Consider the following 18,836-nt stretch of genomic DNA (forward strand, 5'->3'; position numbering starts at 1 on the left):
CAATTATAATAAAAAATATTTAAGGAGTAGAAAATGTCTTTTATGCAAGAATACAATAAACTTGTTGAAGAAAGAGCCGCTTTGGGTATACCACCCCTTCCTTTAAATGCAAATCAAACTAAAGAACTTTGTAAACTACTTGAAAATGAAAATAATGAAGAGCTTGCAAATCTTTTAGAAAATAGAGTAAATCCTGGTGTTGATGATGCAGCTTTAGTAAAATGTGAATTTTTAGATTCTATACTTAAAGGCAAAATCAGTGCTCCAAATATAGACAAAAAAAGAGCCTTAAGAATGCTTGGAACTATGCTAGGCGGATATAATGTTAAAGTTTTAATCGATGCCTTAAAAGATGAAAACATAGCCAAAGATTCTGCAGAAGTGTTGAAAAATATTATTTTTGTTCATGATAATTTTCATACCATAGCTGAACTTAGCAAAAACAATCCACACGCTAAGGAAGTTTTACAAAGCTGGGCAAATGCGGACTGGTTTAACAAAAAAGAAAAATTACCTCAAGTGATTAAATGTATAGTTTTCAAAGTAGCAGGCGAAACAAATACCGACGATCTAAGCCCTGCAGGAGATGCTTTTACAAGAAGCGATATTCCTTTGCATGCAAATGCCATGCTAAAGGTAAGACAAGCAGGATCCTTAGAAAAAATCAAAGAGCTTAAAAAAAGCGGTCGCGAAGTAGTTTATGTAGGTGATGTTGTAGGAACAGGTTCAAGTAGAAAATCGGCAATAAATTCTATACAATGGCATTTAGGAAAAGAAATAGAAGGTGTGCCAAACAAGCATAGCGGTGGTATAGTAATGGGTTCAACTATAGCACCGATTTTCTTTAACACTGCTCAAGATAGCGGGGCTTTACCTATCATCTGTGATGTAACAAACTTAGAAATGGGCGATGAGTTTGAAATTCATCCTTATGAGGGAAAAATCATAAAAAATGACTCTATAATTGCAGAATTTACACTCAGTCCAAACACTCTCTTAGATGAAGTTAGAGCAGGAGGAAGAATCCCACTTATCATAGGTCGCGGGCTTTGTACTAAGGCTAGAGAATTTTTAGGAATGGAAAGTGAAAATATCTTTACCAAACCTGAACAACCTAAATCTTCAAGCGGTGGTTATACCTTGGCTCAAAAAATACTAGGTCGTGCCTGTGGAGTTGAAGGCGTGCGTCCAGGTATGTATATAGAACCTATAACTTTAACTGTGGGCTCTCAAGATACCACAGGTCCTATGACTAGAGATGAAATTAAAGAACTTGCAAGCCTAGGTTTTAATGCAGACTTTGTGATGCAAAGCTTTTGCCATACAGCTGCTTATCCAAAAGTAAGCGATTCAAATTTACATAAAACCTTGCCCAATTTCATGACAAGTCGTGGTGGGGTAAGTTTAAAACCAGGTGATGGGGTTATTCACTCTTGGCTTAATCGTTTTGTATTGCCAGATACCGTAGGAACGGGTGGGGATTCTCACACACGCTTTCCTATAGGAATTTCTTTCCCTGCAGGAAGTGGACTTGTGGCTTTTGCTGCAGTTACTGGTTCTATGCCTTTAAATATCCCTGAAAGTGTTTTAGTGCGTTTTAGCGGGGAATTACAAGCTGGAGTTACCTTAAGAGATTTGGTTAATGCTATACCTTATTATGCAATCAAACAAGGACAACTTACCGTTGAAAAGAAAAATAAGAAAAATATTTTTGCAGGAAAAATTTTAGAAATAGAAGGCTTGCCAAACTTAAAAGTCGAACAAGCTTTTGAACTTAGTGATGCAAGTGCTGAAAGATCTGCAGCTGCTTGTAGTGTGGATTTAAGCATAGAAAGTGTAAGCGAATATATCAAATCCAATATTTCTTTAATTGAAGCTATGATAGAAGCAGGATATGAGAATAAAGCTACCCTTGCTAGAAGGGCTGAAAAAATGAGAGAATGGCTTAAAAACCCTACTCTTTTAAGAGCAGATAAAGATGCAAAATACGCTTATATTATAGATATTAACCTTAATGACATTAAAGAGCCAATCCTAGCTTGTCCAAATGACCCTGATGATGTAGCAACCTTAAGTGAAATTTTAGCCGATGATAAGCGTCCAAAAAATATAGATGAAGTTTTTGTAGGTTCTTGTATGACAAATATAGGACATTATAGAGCTTTGGGAGAAATTTTAAAAGATAAAGGCATACTTAAAACCAGACTTTGGGTAGTGCCTCCAACAAAAATGGATAAAGCACAACTTACCAATGAAGGTTATTACAGCATCTTTGGTGCAGCAGGTGCTAGAATAGAAGTTCCTGGTTGTTCTTTATGTATGGGTAATCAAGCTAGAGTAAATGATGGAGCTGTAGTTTTCTCAACTTCTACAAGAAATTTTGACAACCGTATGGGAATGGGTGCTAAAGTATATTTAGGCAGTGCAGAACTTGCGGCAGTTTGTGCGATTTTGGGTAAAATTCCAAGCAAGGAAGAATACTTACAAATTGTCAGCGAAAAACTAAGTGATGAGCATAAGGCAAATATCTATAGATATTTAAATTTTAATGAGATTGAAAATTTCAAACTTGAAAATTAATTCAAATTTAATACTTATTTGGATTAAATAACAAAATTAAAATTTTCAAAGGAAAAATATTGAAGTTATTATTCACTTCCTTTTGTTGTTTTGCAAGTTTAATGGCTAGCGATGCCATTAACTGCGACAACATTAAAAATAATAAAACATTGCTAAATAAAAGTTCAAATTTAGATTATTTAAATATAGCTTCAAGCTGTAAAGAATCTTTAAAAAATCGAGATTTTACAAAAAAACTCTATGCGATTTCCAATGAAATTCGCGGAAGCAATAGCTCTTGTAATGGTGTGGCTTATTTGCCCAAATTACAACAATTTGATTTTTTATTATTAAAAATAGCTATCGATCCCATCGCTTATCAAAAAACTTTAGATACACCCGAAAATTTAGAAAAAAAATATGATATTTTAAAATCTTATTTTAGATATTGGGCATATCAAAGTATAGGAAATTTTAGACTTTACAAAGCTTTTTGGAAAGAATATAACAATGCTATAGAACCTTTAGAAAAGTATTTTGAAAGTAATTTTAATTTTGACAAAGGTAGTAATATTTACTATACTAGCAATGCTTTAAACGAATTTTTAAATTGGGCTGTTGGTGAAACAAAAATTTACAAAGACATTAGTCCTTTAGCAAAAATCATGTCAAATAAAAATTATTCGGTATCTTATATACAAGATTTTATTTTTTCAAATAATCCAAGCCAAGATGATCTTACGATAGCCTTGCAAGCAGCGCTTCTAAATCAAAGAGAAAAAGAAATTTTAGAACTTTTGATTCGTTTTGGTGCTAGGATTGACGAAGGTTATGAAAGTGCTATTTTTTACGCATTGGAAAATTATGAAAATACAAATTTTTTAATCCAAAATGGAGCGAATGTTAATCAAGCCAATGCCTTTGGTAAAACCCCACTTTTTTATGCCATAGAGTTTAATCGCCTTGATATCATAAAACTACTTCTTGATAATGGAGCAAATTTTAATCAAAAATATATTAATAACAATGAAAAATTAGCATTAAGTGCGAACATAGGTTCAAATACGCCTTATTTTATTACATTTTGTGCTCTAGAGCACACTTCAAAAAATGTTTTAATGCATGCTGCAGCCTATGGAAATGTTGAAATTTTAAAACTTCTTATTTCAAAAGGAGCAAATTTTAATGCTGTTGATGATCTTGGTTTTAATGCGCTTGACTTTGCGCTAGCAGCAGGTAAAAAAGAAAATGCTGATTATCTAAAAAGCTTGGGTTTAAAAGCAAACGAAAATCTATTTTACGGAGGTAGTTTAGAATGAAAACCGCATTTATTACAGGAGCTAGTTCAGGTTTTGGTAGAGCTTGCGTTGAAGCTTTTATACAAAAAGGCTACAAAGTAATCGCCCTTGCTAGACGCAAAGAGCGTCTAGAAGAGTTAAAAAATGCTCACAAAGATAAGATTTATACGCTTTGCATAGATGTAAGAAATCAAAAAGAAATCTTTGAGGCTATTGAAAATTTACCCAAAGAATTTCAAGAAATTGATGTGCTTTTTAATAATGCAGGTTTAGCTTTAGGGGTAGATGAATTTGATAAATTAAACCTTGAAGATATTAACACTATGGTAGATACAAACATCAAAGGATTTTTATATGTTGCAAAAGCTGTTATTCCTATACTTCGTAAACAAAAAAATGCTTATATTTTTAACTTAGGTTCAGTTGCGGGACGCAATCCTTATTTTGGAGGCAATGTGTATTGTGGAACCAAAGCCTTTGTAGGACAATTTTCATTGGCCTTAAGAAATGATCTTAGAGGAAGCAATATCAAAGTAACAAACATTGCTCCAGGACTTTGCAAAACTGAATTTAGTGAAGTGCGTTTTAAAGGAGATATCCAAAAAGCTGATGCAGTGTATGAAAATACGCAATTTATCAGTGCTAATGATATTGCCAAAGTGGTAATGTCTATTATTAACCTACCAAGCCATATTAATGTTAATGAAATCGAGCTTATGCCGGTAACACAAACTTGGAATGGATTTTATATAGAAAGAGATGAATGAATAAATTTTTAGTTTTATTGTTTTTACCTTTAGTTGCATTTGCAAACTCCTCAGAAGCAGCTGCAAATGCTAATTTATTTGGAGTTTTTACGCTTATACCACCTTTAGTTGCTATTGCTTTAGCCTTTATCACAAAAGATGTTATTTTGTCACTCTTTGCTGGAGTTTTAAGTGGAACTTTTCTACTTAGCCTTTCTGCAAATATTTTCAAAGCACAACATTTAGCTTTTGTAAATTTTTATAATACTGCAGTAGAATCTTTTTCAAAGATTATTTCTTATATCTTAGGTTCAACTTCTGATCCAGTAAATGCGGGAATCATTTTACAAATTCTTTGTATAGGTGGTCTTGTGGCGCTTATCACAAAAATGGGTGGTGCAAAAGCTGTAGCATTAAAATTTGCCAAAAGAGCCAAATCAGCTGTATCAGCTCAAGTTAATACTTGGTTTTTAGGGCTTTTAATATTTTTTGATGATTATGCTAATTTACTGATCGTAGGTCCAATTATGCGTCCTTTGGCGGATAAATTTAAAATTTCTCGTGAAAAATTTGCCTTTATTATCGACTCTACCGCAGCTCCTGTGGCAGGAATAGCTGTAATTTCCACTTGGATAGGCTTAGAAGTTTCCTTAATTAAAACCGCTTATGAACACATAGGCATTAGCGATATTAGTGCTTTTGGAATTTTTGTCGAAACCATACCTTATCGTTTTTATAATATCTTCATGCTTTTTTTTGTAGTCATGACTGCAATCATGGGACGTGAGTTTGGCTCTATGTACAAGGCTGAAGTGCGTGCAAGAACCACAGGACAAATTGCACCTCTACCTAAATCAGGCACGCTAGATACTGCTGAATTAGAAGATCAGTTTTTAGCGCCAAAAGAAGGTATTAAAATTCGTGCTTTTGATGCTATTGTTCCTATTTTTACTTTAATCATTTTAGCTATATTAGGATTTTATTTTAATGGACTTAGCACTTTAGAAGGCGAAGAACTTGCAAAAGCAAGTGCCAATCCTTTGTCTTTTGAAACTTTTAGGGCTGCTTTTGGAAATGCTGATTCTTCTGTGGTGTTATTCCAAGCTGCTTTGTTTGCTGCTATTGCAGCGATTTTTATCGGGGTGCGTCGTAAAATTTTCAATCTTAAAGAAGCGGTAGAAACTTGGATATATGGCTGGAAAACCATGATTTTTACCATAGTATTGCTTTTATTTGCTTGGTCGCTTTCAAGTATAGTAAAAGATCTAGGAACTTCTTTATTTATCACCAGTCTACTTGCAGATAAATTGCCTGAGTTTATTTTACCTGCTACTATTTTTGCTTTTGCTTCAGCCATTTCTTTTGCCATAGGAACAAGCTATGGAACTATGGGGATTTTAATGCCTTTGGCTGTGCCTTTAGCTCATGAAATCGCCAAAATCAATGGTATGGATGCAAATGCTATGCATCATTATATGGTCATTAATATAAGCTGCGTTTTAACAGGTGCGATTTTTGGAAACCATTGCTCACCAATTTCAGATAATGTAATCCTTTCATCTATGAGTGCAAAATGCGATCATATGGAGCATGTAAGAACACAAATTCCTTATGCTCTATTTATCTGTGGTATTTCTTTAATCGCTGGATATATTCCTGTATCTTTAGGACTTAGCGTTTGGTTTGTCTTGCCTTTAAATTTTATACTTATTGCGCTTTTACTAAGACTCATCGGAAAGAAAGTTCCATGAGTCTTGAAAATTTTGGAAATTTTCTTACTTTAGATGAAAAACACTCTTTCATAAAAAAATATTTTAAAGAATTTTATACAAAGGAATTTAAACTTTTTGCCTCAAAAGATAAACATTATCGTACAAGAGTTGAACTTTCATTTTATCATGAAAATGATACTCTTTTTTATGCAATGTTTGATCCAAAAAGCAAAAAAAAGTACATTATAGAATATTTAGATTTTGCTGATGAAAAAATTTGCGCTTTTATGCCAAAACTTCTAGAATGCTTGCGTCAAGATAGCAAATTAAAAGAAAAACTTTTTGGCGTGGAGTTTTTAACCACAAAGCAAGAACTTAGCATAACTTTACTTTATCATAAAAATATAGAAGATATAAAGTCAAATTTAGAAAATTTAAGCAATATTCTTCATATCAACCTTATAGCAAGAAGTAAAGGCAAAAAACTTATTTTTAAAACAGAAAATCTAAGACAAACTTTAAATATTCAAGATAGAAAAATATTTTATGAATTTAACAACGATTGTTTTATTCAGCCTAATACTGCTATAAATGAAAAAATGATTACTTGGGTATGTGAAATTTTAAGCACTCAAAAAAGAATGGATTTACTTGAGCTTTACTGTGGATATGGAAATTTTACTTTAGCTTTAGCACCATTCTTTTTTAAAATTTTAGCCACTGAAATTTCAAAAAGCAATATTAATTTTGCTTTAAAAAATTGCGAGCTTAACAATACAACAAATATCCACTTTGCAAGACTTTCAAGCGAAGAATTAAGTCTTGCTATCAAAAAAGAAAGAGAATTTTTTCGTTTAAAAGATATTCGATTAGATGATTTTAATTTCTCTCATGTTTTAGTTGATCCACCCCGTGCAGGACTTGATAAAAGCGTAATTGACTTAATAAAAAAATATGAAAATATTATTTATATTTCTTGCAATCCTATCACTTTAAAAGAAAATTTAAAAGAATTAAGTCTAACACATAGAGTGGAAGAGTTTGCTCTTTTTGATCAATTTGCCAATACTCCACATCTTGAATGTGGAGTATTTCTTAGCAAGGTATAAAAAAATAATTCATTAATTTAGCCAGTATTACTATCGCGATACAAAGCACAAATACAAAAGGATGGATAAAAGCACCAAGCGGGTTTTTCTTCTTTAATATAAAATGACAAAATAAAGAAAAAACAACTAAAGATAAAATTCCAAAAGCCAAAATAATTTTTATAGCAAAAAGTAAATTTAAAGGTTTAAAATGAAAACCTGCCAAAGCACCTCCGCTTAAAAAAAGCAAAAGAACCACAAAAGGCATTATTTTAACCCCAGTAGCACTAAAAAGACTTTTGTCAAAATTAGGATTTTTCTTTTTAACTACGCCCAAAACAAATACATCAACAAACAAATAACCTATAAACAAAATAGCACAAAGAAGATGGATTGTTAAAGTATATGGATAAAATTCTTCCATTTTTCCCTCCTTATTAAACTTCGGAATTTGCTATATTATAACACTTTTTTCATTTTTTGAATTCACTTTAGTTAATTTTTTAATCATTTAAGATAAAATACCAAAACAAAGGTTAATAATGAATGAAAAAGAAACTATCTCTTATATTATAAATACAAGTAAAAATATTGCCATATTTGCTTTAAGTCCAGATAAGACAAAAGCTTCTTATAGGGTAGCAGAATTTTTACAAAGAAAAAATTATAAAATTTTTCCTATTTATCCTAAAGAAGAGTTTATTTTAAATGAAAAAGTTTATAGAAATTTAGATCAAATAGAAGAAAAAATCGATACACTTATACTTTTTAGAAAAGGCGAAGCGGCACTAGAAATTCTTCCTAAGCTTGTTGAAAAAAATATTAAAAACCTATGGCTTCAACTTGGTATTAGTAATGAAACAGCCAAAGAAGAATGTAAAAAATTAGATATAAATTTTATACAAAATCGTTGCATTATGCTAGAATATCCGTATTTTAAAACAAAGGAAAAATAGTGTTAGAGCTTAATAAAATTTACAAAGCAAAACAACAAATTTCAGGGTTTGTAAACAAAACTCCTTTCATATACTCTTCTTTTTTAAGTGATATTTGTCAAAGTGAGATTTATCTTAAAAATGAAAATTTACAAATTACAGGTGCTTATAAAATTCGTGGAGCTTATAATAAAATAGCCAATCTTAGCGCTGAACAAAAACAACATGGAGTCATTGCCGCAAGTGCGGGAAACCATGCTCAAGGCGTGGCCATTAGTGCAAAAAAATTTGGCATTAAAGCGGTTATTGTAATGCCAGAATCCACTCCGCTCTTAAAAGTTTCTGCTACAAAAGCCTTAGGAGCAGAGGTGATACTCAAAGGGGATAATTTTGATGAATCCTATACTTTTGCAACCTCTTATGCTAAAGAAAATAATCTTAGTTTTATCCATCCTTTTGAAGATGAATTTGTAATGGCAGGACAAGGAACTTTGATGCTTGAAATGCTTGATGAAATAAGTGATCTTGATATGATTATCGCACCTGTTGGAGGTGGAGGACTTATAAGTGGTATCGCAAGTGCAGCTAAACAAATCAATCCAAACATTAAAATCATCGGCGTTGGAGCCAAAGGAGCTCCTGCAATGTATGAAAGTTTTCATGCTAAAAAAATCAAAAATGCAAAAAGCGTACGCACTATAGCCGATGGTATTGCTGTGCGTGATGCAAATCCTATTAATTTTAATATTATTTTAGAATGCGTAGATGATTTTATCCAAGTTGATGATGAAGAAATCGCTAATGCGGTATTGTTTTTACTTGAAAAACATAAAATCATAGTTGAAGGCGCAGGAGCTGCGAGTGTAGCCACCCTACTTCATCAAAAAATAAATACACAAAATCATAAAAAAATTGGCGTAGTTTTAAGCGGAGGCAATATCGATGCACAAATGCTAAATATCATCATAGAAAAAGGTTTATTTAAATCTTACAGAAAAATGCAAATTCATGTTACTTTAGTAGATAAACCTGGGGCATTATTACACCTTACAGACAGCTTAAAAATAGCCAATGCAAATATAGTAAAAATCGACTATGATAGATTTTCCACCAAGCTTGATTATGGCGATGCGATGATTTTAATTACCCTAGAAACCAAAGGCAAAGAACATCAAGAAGAAATAAGAAAAATTTTAACCCAAAAGGCGTTTAATTTCTATGAAAGTTTTTAATAACATATACGGCTTAAATAAAGCCCATTTGGTGGTGCTAAAAAGTGATTGTATTGCTTTTTAGCTTCAATCTGTTCTTTGAGTTCTTTTTCACTCATTTTTCCTTCTAAAACCTTTAAAACACTTGCTACACTTAATCTAATTTGCCCTCTTAAAAAACCATTGGCTTTAAAATGAAAAATGCTAAAATCTTTATAAGCATAAGCTCTAGCAATAAAAATTTCTCTTAAAGTCGTTTTATTATCCCCTCCACTTTTACAAAAAAACTTTAAATCCTTTTTTCCTACAAAAAAACCCAAAAGCTCGTTAGCCTTATCTAAGTCAAATTTAGGATAAAAATGTACATAAGAAGCCATAAAAGGACTATAAGAAGAGTGAGAAAATATATAGCGGTATTCTCTACTTTTTACATCAAATCTTACCTCAAAATCATCTTTTGCTTTTTCAATTTTTTTGATATGGATAAAAGGATGGGAAAATTTATTAAGTTGTTTTTGAAGATATTCTAAATTTGTAAAATAATCTCCGCATTCTACACTAGCTACAGCATAGCTTGCATGCACTCCTTTATCCGTGCGTGAAGCCATTAAAAGAGGTGAAAAAATACCCAAATGTGATAAGGCCCCACTTAAAGCATCTTGAACACCTTTTTTATGAGGCTGAGTAGCAGAACCTAAAAAAGCAGAGCCATCATAAGAAAATATAATTTTTATTTTCATCAATAACGACTCAAAATCATTTTCTTAAAACAATAAGCCGAAACAAATAAACTTAAAGAAAAAATTCCAAGGCAAGCCAAAATTGGAGGTTGAGAAAAAGAACTTAAAAGTCCAAAATATATAGCAATCACTCCAAACATACCTAAATACACATAGCCTTTTTCATAACGATAAGTAACCAAACCAAAACAAAGTGCAAAAAGCGTACTAGCAAGTGGAAACAAGGCTATAGTTGTATAAATCACAAATTCTCTTGCTCTTTGTGGATTTTCGTTTAAATCATTCCAGTATTCATAAAATTTCTTCGTTTGAAGATTGTCTGTATTAAACTGAGTATTTACTACTAAAGTGTCAAATTCTCCACTAAAAATACTTTGACCTTGCTCAAAATTATACATTTTGCCTTGATTTAAGCTAAAAGCAAAGCTATCATCTTTTCTTTGCACATGCGCTTCTTTGGCTATGATAAGCTGTTCTTTATCATCTGCTTTATGTTTAGGGCGATACATAATTATGTTTTCATACTTATCACTATCTTGTTTTTCTATAAAAATCATCCAGTCTAAAAATTTTTGTCCAAATTCTCCTGTTTTATAGTTAAATTTCACTTGGGTGCTTTTATAGTTTACAAAGTTATCCTGAAGTTCAAATACTATAGGTATCATTACCAAAGCCACAACAAGCATAAAAGCACTAATCAAGCTTGCAATTTTAAGGAAAAATTTTGCCAAAATCATTGGTGAAAACCCCAAAGTAAAAAGTACTATGCTTTCATTTTCCTTAGAAAGCCTAAACAAAGCCAAAGTTAAAGAAATAAAAAAAGATATAGGCAAGGTAAAAATTAAAATTCTAGGCAACATAAATCCATAAAGCTTTAAAAGATCCAAAAAACTAATCTCTATACTTGAAGTAAGTTTTGCAAGTTGAATAAAAAATACCATAGATACAATAGCAAAAAGTACGAAAAATATAGACAAATTCGTACTTAAAAATTGATTTAAAACATATCTTAAACTAAGCTTCATTAGAATAATCCTAAGTTTTTATAAAATAAAACTGCCACAAAAGCGATATTTAAAAAGGGTATCATAGCAAGTTCTTGCTCTTTTATTGCTTTAATTTTAAAAAAAATAAAAAAAGGCAAAGTTAAAATAGAAGCTATAAGTAATACTAAAAATCCATACTCAAAACCTAAAATTCCACCTATACAAGACATAATGATAATATCAGCATCACCCAAATTTTCTAAAATTTCATCTTTTTTTTGGAAATTCATTAGAAAAAAAACTAAACTTTTTAATAAAAAAACAAATCCTCCAAAACTAAAAGCATTTAGTAAAAAACCTCTGCTAAACTCTTTAAAAATCAAAAAATGTAAAATTTCACTTTCCCTAAAGGCGTAAAAAAAAGCAAATAAAAAAGCGCTCCAAAGTAAGATTTGTGGTACGGCTTTGAGTTTAATATCAATTAAAGAAAGCAAGAAAAGATTAAATAAAAATAGAGATAAAAATAAAAAATCATAAAAATTTTGACTTAAAAAATAAACCAAAATAAGCAAAATTATGCCTAAAATTTCATTGATTAATAAAGAAATAGGTAAATGACATTTGCAAGTTTGACATTTTGCCTTTAAAAAAATATAAGAAAAAACAGGAATAATTTCATAGTATTTTAATTTTGTATCACAAGAAAAACAAAAAGAGCGCGAGATAAAAAAAGGTTTTTTTTCAATTATCCTACTTGCCAAACTTGCGCAAAAAGAACCTAAACAAGCCCCTAGAATTATTATGAAAAGTATCATTTTCCAAAAGTTCTTTCTCTATTTCTAAATTCTTTAATAATCCTTTTAAATTCTCTCTTGGTAAGAGATGGAAATAAAGTTTCACTAAAATAAATTTCAGCATATGAACACTGCCAAAGTAAGAAATTTGAAAGTCTTTTAGCATTTCCAACACGAAGCATCAAATCCACATCTAAAGGTAAATCTAAATTTTGCGTTAAATTTTCTTCATTTAGCTCAAGTTTTTTTTCGATCACACGCTTAGCAGCTCTTATAATTTCATCTCTTGCACCATAACTTATAGCCAAATTAACACAAAGTGCGTCACAATGCTTTGTTTCTTCTTCAACTAAGGTAATTTTTTCTCTTACTTTATCTTCCAAACGCGATAAATCACCTATAGCTCTTAAACGCACATTATTTTTTTCAAATTTTTCTAAAGCTTCATCCAAACAACGATCTAAAAGTTCAAAAATAAAATCAATTTCATCTTTAGGGCGCTTCCAATTTTCCGTACTAAAAGCAAAAAGGCTTAAATTTGAAATATTTTCCTCCATGCAAACTTCCATCAATTTTTGCATAGTTTTGACTCCTTGGGAATATCCAAGTTTTGCCAAAAAACCCTTAGCTCTAGCCCAGCGCCTATTGCCATCCATAACAACAGCAAGGTGTTTTAATTCATTCATTTTTCATCCTTTAAAATCAAAAAGCCTTTTAAAAACAAACAAAGGTTCAATCTTGTTTTCTTGCGATACATTAAAATCTAAATGTTCATTTAAAAATTTTTGCACCTTAGCAAAAGGTGTAAAAACACTAATGCCTTGCGAGTCTATTAAAATTTTCAAAGCTCCAAAAACACTAAAATATAAGTAAATTTCTAAATATTTTGCTCTTTTACGCATTTGAAATAAGCAAGATTTATTTTCAAAGATAAAAGGAATATGATAAATATTTTCAAAACTTGCAAAAAGCATTTCTTTTAATATCTGATAACGCTCTATATCTTTACAATCTAAAAGATTTTGTATGATAAATTTTTTATAAGAAATTTTATCCTCTAAAATAGCGATTATCAAAGCCAATCCCTCTTCAAAAGGTTTGAAATTAGGACGCTTTGAAAGATGTTTAAATTGTATAACTCCACCATTTTGCATATAAAGTTCGGCTAAATATTCAGCACCAATTTCAAGCTCTATCATGCTTTTGGTTTGAATCTTTTTGTGATTTAACAAAAGCGTATAATGTCCATAACCTGATTTAGCCAAAACTTTCATTTGTATAGGCAAGGTAGAATTAATCATACTCATAATTTTTCACACCATTTTACTAATTCAAATGCCAATTTTTCTTTGCTTTGCAAAGTGCTTTTATTTTCATTGTTTAAAGTGATAAAATAAAGTTCATTTTGATCACTTCCAAAATAATTTTTTTGATCAATGATATTAAGACAAACCATATCAAGTTGCTTATCTTTTAAAGATTTTTTCGCATTTTCTAAGGCATTTTGAGAATCAAATTCCATCTTAAAACCTATCTTTTTGCCTTGAAATTTACAAGTTTTAAGCAAATCTTCATTTAAAGATAGATGTAAATTTAAACCCTGCAAATGCTCATTTTTTTTAATTTTTCCTTTTACACTTTGTGGGATAAAATCACTCACTGCAGCTGTCATAATCAAAAAGTCATGACTTAAATTTTTATCCAAAAGCTCCTTTAGATCCTTAGAACTTTCAAATTTGCAAAGCTCATAAGGCGTATCAAATTCCACAGAGCTTAAAAGTTTTACCCTAGCTCCTAAAAAATAAAAAGCATCAGCTATGGCCTTTGCCATTTTTCCACTTGAAAAATTACTCACACAACGCACATCATCGATTCTTTCCCTTGTGCCACCACCTGTGATAACTACGCTTTTATTGCACCAAAACTTTTCTTTTAAAAGCTCTCTTTTGGTGATATTAAAAATATCCTTAACTTCAGCTAAGGCTCCTACGCCTTCATCTTTACAAGCTAAAACTTTACAAATAGGTTCTATAATCAAAGCTTTATTTTCTTTAAGTATCTTTAAAGAATTTTGCGTGCTGAAATGATGAAACATATTTGTATTTGCCGCAGGAGCAATGATAAGAGGTTTATTTGCTGCGATTAAGGTTTGGATAAAAAGATTATCCGCTATACCAAAAGCAAGTTTATTGATAGAATTAACACTTGCAGGAGCAAATAAAACAAGATCTACATCCTTGCTAAAAGCTATGTGATTGTTTGAATTTTGCCAACTTTCATTTTCCTCGCATAAAATCTCATCAGCCAAGGCTTCAAAACTCATTTTGCTAGCAAATTTTAACAAACTATTAGAAAGCAAAACTTTCACCCTAAAGCCTTCTTTTTTAAACAAAGAAATAAGCTCGTAAGATTTATAAAAAGCTATACTGCCACTAATGGCTAAAAGTATGGTTTTCATTTTTGAAATTTCTTGTAATAATAATCTTTTATCATCTTATGCTCTGCTCTATTGATAAACAAAGCACCTTTTTCTACATTGACACTTACTGTGCTTCCTGCTGCTATGATCACTTCATCTTCGATTTTTACAGGTGCGATAAATTGCGTATCCGAACCTACAAAAACATTTTTTCCTATGATGGTTTTATGCTTTTTTACCCCATCATAATTACATGTAATAGTCCCACAGCCTATATTGGTTCCACTATCTATCTCACAATCTCCTAAATAACTCAAATGCCCTGCTTTTACGGTATTTAACTTTGCATTTTTGCATTCTACAAAATTTCCTATATGAGTGTTTTTTAACTCACAATTTGGACGCAAATGTGCCAAAGGCCCCACATCGCTATTTTCTACAATGGAATTTTCTATCACGCTTGAACTTTTAATGATAGAGTTTATAATCTTACTTTTACCCTCTATCCTTACATTTTCATATACTTCGCATTCACCCATAAATTCAACATCTGTACCTATAAAAGTGCTTTGCGGTAAATGAAAAATCACACCCTGTTGCATCCAGTATTTTTTAATTTTTTCTTGCATGAAATTTTCAGCTATACTGAGTTCAAATTTATCATTGATCCCCATAAATTCATCTTCATCTACAAAAACCGCTTTAATCATCACATCTTTTTCTTTTGCTAGTTTTACAATGTCGGTTAAATAATACTCTTTTGCCGCATTATTGTTATCAATCAAAGGTAAAAGCTCTTTTAAAAGCCTAGAGTCAATCACATAAACCCCAGCATTGCAAGTATTTATCTCTTTTTCTTGTGTATTTGCATCTTTAAATTCAACAATTTTTTCAACGCTATCGTTTTTTATCACCACTCTGCCATAACTTTTAGGATCTCTTGCTTTAAAAACTGCTAGATTTAATTTTGCATTATTACTCAACAAAGCTTCCAAACTTGTTTGCTCAACCAAAGGCATATCGCCACAAAGAATCAACACTCTTTCATTTTTAGGCTCAAACCCCCTTAAAGCTCCCGCAGTTCCTGGATAATTTTGCAAGTCTTGCTCTAAAATTTGTGTTTTTGGAAAATATTCTAAAATTTCTTTTTCAACGCGTTCTTTTTGATGCGATAAAACTACACTTACATCATCACTTAAAGCAAAAGCCTTTTTTAAAATGTGTAAAATCATACTTTTTTGACAAAGCTCTTGCAAAACCTTTGGCTTTTGTGATTTCATTCTAGTGCCTAATCCTGCCGCTAAAATCAAAATAGAAGTTTTCATTTTTTACCTTTGTTATTAAGAAGTCTAAAAGACTATTTTAGCAGTTTAAAGTTAAAATCCTAATACCCTTAAACTAGTTTTTAGTCATCAAAAGATAAAATTTAAATTTCTTTAATAAAAAACAAAAAAAAGGTTTTTAAATTTTGAAAAAAATATTATTATTTTTACTTTTAAGCATGAGCTTATTTGCTGCTGAAGCAACTATCCCTACAGTAAATTTAAGCTTAAGTGCACCCAATACACCTAATCAGCTTGTTACTACTTTAAATATAGTGATTGTTTTAACCATACTTGCGCTCGCTCCAAGTATAGTTTTTGTTATGACTTCTTTCTTGCGTCTTATTGTGGTATTTTCATTTTTGCGACAAGCTATGGGGACGCAAAGTATGCCACCTAACACTATTTTAGTAACCTTGGCTTTAATTTTAACTTTTTTTATCATGGAACCTGTAGCTACAAAATCCTATAATGAAGGTATAAAACCTTATTTAGCAGAAAAAATAGGCTATGAAGAGGCTTTTATAAAAGGAGCAAAGCCTTTTAAAGATTTTATGCTTAAAAATACTCGAGAAAAAGATTTAGCCCTTTTTTATCGCATACGCAATCTACCCAATCCCAAAACCATAGATGATGTTCCCCTTACAGTTTTAGTTCCTGCTTTTATGATTTCAGAGCTTAAAACCGCTTTTGAAATAGGGTTTTTAATCTACCTACCCTTTTTAGTCATAGATATGGTTGTAAGCTCAGTTTTAATGGCTATGGGTATGATGATGCTACCTCCTACTATGATCTCTTTACCTTTTAAACTCTTGATTTTTGTATTAGTGGATGGATGGAATTTGCTAGTGCAAAGGCTTGTGGAAAGCTTTGTAACTTAAGAAGGAAAATCCTTCTTAGAAAAAGAATTCTAAATTATTCTTTTTAAAAGTATCTTTAACATCTTTAAGATATTTTTCTCCTAAAGAATCAAAAAGCCCATCTTTTTTGCTTTCTGCAATAAATTCATCAAGCTCTTTTTTAAGTTCTGCATTGCCTTTTTGTACTGCTATACCCCAAAACTCAGGATTTTCTTGAAAAGGCACCAAAATGGCTCTAGTTGTATCTTGATGTTTTTGCCAAGTGCGATAAATCGTAAGTTGATCATAAAAAAATCCATCAGCCTTACCTTGAATCACCTCCAAAATAGCAGCATTTTCTTTATCAAATAAATTAATAGTTGCATTTTTTAAATTTTTAACCGCATATAAATGTCCTGTAGAGCCACGCTTTAAAGCCAAAACTTTGCCCTTTTTATCTAAATCTTTGATATTTGTAATATCAGAGTTCAAAGGAGTTAAAATAGCCAAATTTGCCTTAGCATAAGGAATGCTAAAATCCACCACTTTCTTTCTCTCATCGGTAATTGTCATAGAAGACATGATAAGATCTATCTTGGCTGTTTTTAAAGCAGGTATCAAACCATCCCAAGCGATATTTTTTACTACAAGTTTATAGCCGTTTTTCTTTGCAAAAGCTTCTAAAAAATCCACACTAATTCCACTTGCTTTGCCTGTTTTATCGCTCATTTCAAAAGGCGGATATCCAAGCTCCATTCCTACAACCAAATCTTTTGCACTCAAATTTAAAGCAAAAAAAGAGATAAAAATCAAAATAATTTTTTTCATAATTTCCTTTCAAAATTTTTTGTAAAAAAATTATACTAATTTTATCTTATTTTGTTATTAGCAATTTGTTTCAAACTTAAAAAATTAAAACTTCTAAACCCTAGTTTGTCCTATAAGATTATTTAATCTATCCATTATAGAATCAGCGTAGGAATTAATGGTGCTAGGTTTTGCTTTCCAGCCATTGGCAATGGCTTGTTTAATTTCAGCATCTAAAGCCCAATTACCCATAGCAGATTCTTTAGAAATGTTATTTTCATACATATAAAGTTGCCCTTCTAATTTTCCATTTTTACTAGCTAGATATTTAAATAAACTTGCAAAATCAACCTTACCTGTCATGATATCAGTCAAATCAACGCTAGTGGTTGAAAAACTCTCCTTAGTCATAGCTGTATTGTAAGCTTCTACTTTTGGATTAAGTGTAGTTTTTGGACTCTCAACAGGTTGTCCATTTTGAGCTTTTAAAAAACTCATAAACAAAGCTTCTTTAGAATAACTTCCATCTTCATTTTGTGGATAAACTGACATATCAGGATTAAATTGCCAATCTTCACCTTTAGAAACATTTTTGATTTCTTCTAAGGATAAACCTAAAGTTTTAGGCAATAATCCATCAATCATATATCCTGAATCAACCCAAAGATCATCAGCTTCTTTTGCTTGTTCATGGGTTTTATAAACATTTGAAATTAAAGAATTTGAAAAATCTTTTAAACCTGTAATATTCATTCTATTATTTGGATCATTAAAATTCATACATTTATCTCCACCTACAGCATATCCACTAGGCATAGAATTTATATCTGCTTCACTAAAACTTGTTTTATCACTTGGAAAACTTTGACCTAAAGCATTAGAAAAAAGATTATAATATTGTTTTATGGTTTCAGCCATATCTATATTAGAATAATATTTATCTACACCTAGATATTCTCTTATATCAGAAACATTATATTCAGCCACTCTTTCTATCTCATCTAAAGTAGATTTATGTATCTTAAAATCTTCAGGAAGTCCTGCAGCTTTATTAAAATCACTTCCCATATAACCATCTTTATCTACACTATAACCATAAGCTGTATTAGTAGAAGTATTACTTATATCTGCTTGTTTATATTTTAGAGTATAAATAGAGTTTTTAAATTCACTAGATATATCATAATTAGGAGAACTTGTTTTACTACTTATACTAAAATTAGTATTATTGCTAGTATTTGTTGTATTAGTAGAATTTAATACTTCACTTCTTGCTAGAGTTTGTGAATTTGCATTTTGAATTTCATTTAACTTACTAGCATTTTGTTTTAAAAAAGCATTAGCAAAACTTATTTTAGAATTTTCTTTACTTTCTTTATT

The 18,836-nt window shown here is 30.9% G+C and carries 18 protein-coding genes; 8 read left to right on the plus strand and 10 right to left on the minus strand.

What is annotated here, in order from left to right:
- Nucleotides 1-33 precede the first annotated feature (33 nt).
- From AJ936_RS00990 to trmA, 5 genes are read left to right on the plus strand one after another with little or no spacing between them, the layout of a single operon-like run.
- On the plus strand, nt 34-2,580 hold the full coding sequence (locus AJ936_RS00990) for a bifunctional aconitate hydratase 2/2-methylisocitrate dehydratase (protein ID WP_044779266.1): 2,547 nt from the start codon (nt 34-36) through the stop codon (nt 2,578-2,580).
- A 59-nt stretch (nt 2,581-2,639) separates the two neighbouring features.
- Nucleotides 2,640-3,878, plus strand: a complete 1,239-nt coding sequence (locus AJ936_RS00995; RefSeq protein ID WP_044780338.1) for an ankyrin repeat domain-containing protein — start codon at nt 2,640-2,642, stop codon at nt 3,876-3,878.
- Nucleotides 3,875-4,624, plus strand: coding sequence for an SDR family NAD(P)-dependent oxidoreductase (locus AJ936_RS01000; RefSeq protein ID WP_002861474.1), 750 nt, complete (start codon nt 3,875-3,877; stop codon nt 4,622-4,624). The genes AJ936_RS00995 and AJ936_RS01000 overlap by 4 nt, the downstream gene beginning before the upstream one ends.
- Nucleotides 4,621-6,354, plus strand: coding sequence for a Na+/H+ antiporter NhaC family protein (locus tag AJ936_RS01005; protein ID WP_002861473.1), 1,734 nt, complete (start codon nt 4,621-4,623; stop codon nt 6,352-6,354). Before AJ936_RS01000 ends, AJ936_RS01005 begins: the two co-directional genes overlap by 4 nt.
- Nucleotides 6,351-7,424, plus strand: coding sequence for a tRNA (uridine(54)-C5)-methyltransferase TrmA (trmA, locus tag AJ936_RS01010; protein WP_002861472.1), 1,074 nt, complete (start codon nt 6,351-6,353; stop codon nt 7,422-7,424). Before AJ936_RS01005 ends, trmA begins: the two co-directional genes overlap by 4 nt.
- On the opposite strand, the gene AJ936_RS01015 is transcribed toward trmA, so the two are convergent.
- Complete coding sequence (locus AJ936_RS01015; protein WP_002861471.1) at nt 7,411-7,827, minus strand: membrane protein; 417 nt, start codon at nt 7,825-7,827, stop codon at nt 7,411-7,413. The genes trmA and AJ936_RS01015 overlap by 14 nt on opposite strands.
- Nucleotides 7,828-7,945: 118 nt before the next feature.
- On the opposite strand from AJ936_RS01015, the gene AJ936_RS01020 reads away from it, so the two are divergent.
- Together AJ936_RS01020 and ilvA are read left to right on the plus strand one after the other, a co-directional pair.
- Nucleotides 7,946-8,359 carry a CoA-binding protein gene (locus AJ936_RS01020; RefSeq protein WP_002861470.1) on the plus strand — a complete coding sequence of 138 codons (414 nt, stop codon included), beginning with the start codon at nt 7,946-7,948 and terminating at the stop codon, nt 8,357-8,359.
- On the plus strand, nt 8,359-9,570 hold the full coding sequence (gene ilvA, locus AJ936_RS01025; protein ID WP_070273954.1) for a threonine ammonia-lyase: 1,212 nt from the start codon (nt 8,359-8,361) through the stop codon (nt 9,568-9,570). Before AJ936_RS01020 ends, ilvA begins: the two co-directional genes overlap by 1 nt.
- Here the strand turns inward: ilvA and truA are convergent.
- Genes truA through glmU form a run of 7 tightly spaced genes read right to left on the minus strand, consistent with a single transcriptional unit; the run spans nt 9,567 to nt 15,813 of the window.
- Nucleotides 9,567-10,292 carry a tRNA pseudouridine(38-40) synthase TruA gene (gene truA / locus AJ936_RS01030; protein WP_079861673.1) on the minus strand — a complete coding sequence of 242 codons (726 nt, stop codon included), beginning with the start codon at nt 10,290-10,292 and terminating at the stop codon, nt 9,567-9,569. The genes ilvA and truA overlap by 4 nt on opposite strands.
- On the minus strand, nt 10,289-11,314 hold the full coding sequence (locus tag AJ936_RS01035) for an LptF/LptG family permease (RefSeq protein WP_002856798.1): 1,026 nt from the start codon (nt 11,312-11,314) through the stop codon (nt 10,289-10,291). The genes truA and AJ936_RS01035 overlap by 4 nt, the downstream gene beginning before the upstream one ends.
- Nucleotides 11,314-12,090 carry an A24 family peptidase gene (locus tag AJ936_RS01040; RefSeq protein WP_044780335.1) on the minus strand — a complete coding sequence of 259 codons (777 nt, stop codon included), beginning with the start codon at nt 12,088-12,090 and terminating at the stop codon, nt 11,314-11,316. Before AJ936_RS01040 ends, AJ936_RS01035 begins: the two co-directional genes overlap by 1 nt.
- Entirely contained in the window at nt 12,087-12,755 is a 669-nt protein-coding gene (gene uppS / locus AJ936_RS01045) for a polyprenyl diphosphate synthase (protein ID WP_044780334.1), read from the minus strand. The genes AJ936_RS01040 and uppS overlap by 4 nt, the downstream gene beginning before the upstream one ends.
- A 3-nt stretch (nt 12,756-12,758) precedes the next feature.
- Nucleotides 12,759-13,376, minus strand: coding sequence for a hypothetical protein (locus AJ936_RS01050; protein ID WP_002877171.1), 618 nt, complete (start codon nt 13,374-13,376; stop codon nt 12,759-12,761).
- Entirely contained in the window at nt 13,373-14,527 is a 1,155-nt protein-coding gene (gene coaBC / locus AJ936_RS01055; RefSeq protein ID WP_002866965.1) for a bifunctional phosphopantothenoylcysteine decarboxylase/phosphopantothenate--cysteine ligase CoaBC, read from the minus strand. Before coaBC ends, AJ936_RS01050 begins: the two co-directional genes overlap by 4 nt.
- Complete coding sequence (gene glmU, locus AJ936_RS01060; protein ID WP_002866966.1) at nt 14,524-15,813, minus strand: bifunctional UDP-N-acetylglucosamine diphosphorylase/glucosamine-1-phosphate N-acetyltransferase GlmU; 1,290 nt, start codon at nt 15,811-15,813, stop codon at nt 14,524-14,526. The genes coaBC and glmU overlap by 4 nt, the downstream gene beginning before the upstream one ends.
- 143 nt (nt 15,814-15,956) lie before the next feature.
- On the opposite strand from glmU, the gene fliP reads away from it, so the two are divergent.
- Nucleotides 15,957-16,691: a flagellar type III secretion system pore protein FliP gene (gene fliP / locus AJ936_RS01065; protein ID WP_002852529.1), complete on the plus strand. Its 735-nt coding sequence runs from the start codon at nt 15,957-15,959 to the stop codon at nt 16,689-16,691.
- Nucleotides 16,692-16,706: 15 nt separating this feature from the next.
- Here the strand turns inward: fliP and AJ936_RS01070 are convergent, their stop codons facing one another.
- Complete coding sequence (locus AJ936_RS01070) at nt 16,707-17,477, minus strand: transporter substrate-binding domain-containing protein (protein WP_002868799.1); 771 nt, start codon at nt 17,475-17,477, stop codon at nt 16,707-16,709.
- A gap of 93 nt (nt 17,478-17,570) precedes the next feature.
- A partial coding sequence (locus AJ936_RS09860) for a Cj0814 family flagellar-dependent secreted protein (RefSeq protein WP_083265133.1) occupies nt 17,571-18,836 on the minus strand: 1,266 nt, incomplete at its 5' end.

The sequence above is a fragment of the Campylobacter sp. BCW_6877 genome, from assembly GCF_001762445.1.
Lineage (GTDB): Bacteria > Campylobacterota > Campylobacteria > Campylobacterales > Campylobacteraceae > Campylobacter_D > Campylobacter_D jejuni.

What these genes read in the sequence shown, in the direction of transcription:
- AJ936_RS00990 (WP_044779266.1), top strand. Translation starts at nt 34, where the DNA reads ATGTCTTTTATGCAAGAATACAATAAACTTGTTGAAGAAAGAGCCGCT.
- AJ936_RS01000 (WP_002861474.1), top strand. Translation starts at nt 3,875, where the DNA reads ATGAAAACCGCATTTATTACAGGAGCTAGTTCAGGTTTTGGTAGAGCT.
- AJ936_RS01005 (WP_002861473.1), top strand. Translation starts at nt 4,621, where the DNA reads ATGAATAAATTTTTAGTTTTATTGTTTTTACCTTTAGTTGCATTTGCA.
- trmA (WP_002861472.1), top strand. Translation starts at nt 6,351, where the DNA reads ATGAGTCTTGAAAATTTTGGAAATTTTCTTACTTTAGATGAAAAACAC.
- AJ936_RS01015 (WP_002861471.1), bottom strand. Translation starts at nt 7,827, where the DNA reads ATGGAAGAATTTTATCCATATACTTTAACAATCCATCTTCTTTGTGCT.
- AJ936_RS01020 (WP_002861470.1), top strand. Translation starts at nt 7,946, where the DNA reads ATGAATGAAAAAGAAACTATCTCTTATATTATAAATACAAGTAAAAAT.
- AJ936_RS01035 (WP_002856798.1), bottom strand. Translation starts at nt 11,314, where the DNA reads ATGAAGCTTAGTTTAAGATATGTTTTAAATCAATTTTTAAGTACGAAT.
- AJ936_RS01040 (WP_044780335.1), bottom strand. Translation starts at nt 12,090, where the DNA reads ATGATACTTTTCATAATAATTCTAGGGGCTTGTTTAGGTTCTTTTTGC.
- uppS (WP_044780334.1), bottom strand. Translation starts at nt 12,755, where the DNA reads ATGAATGAATTAAAACACCTTGCTGTTGTTATGGATGGCAATAGGCGC.
- AJ936_RS01050 (WP_002877171.1), bottom strand. Translation starts at nt 13,376, where the DNA reads ATGAGTATGATTAATTCTACCTTGCCTATACAAATGAAAGTTTTGGCT.
- coaBC (WP_002866965.1), bottom strand. Translation starts at nt 14,527, where the DNA reads ATGAAAACCATACTTTTAGCCATTAGTGGCAGTATAGCTTTTTATAAA.
- glmU (WP_002866966.1), bottom strand. Translation starts at nt 15,813, where the DNA reads ATGAAAACTTCTATTTTGATTTTAGCGGCAGGATTAGGCACTAGAATG.
- AJ936_RS01070 (WP_002868799.1), bottom strand. Translation starts at nt 17,477, where the DNA reads ATGAAAAAAATTATTTTGATTTTTATCTCTTTTTTTGCTTTAAATTTG.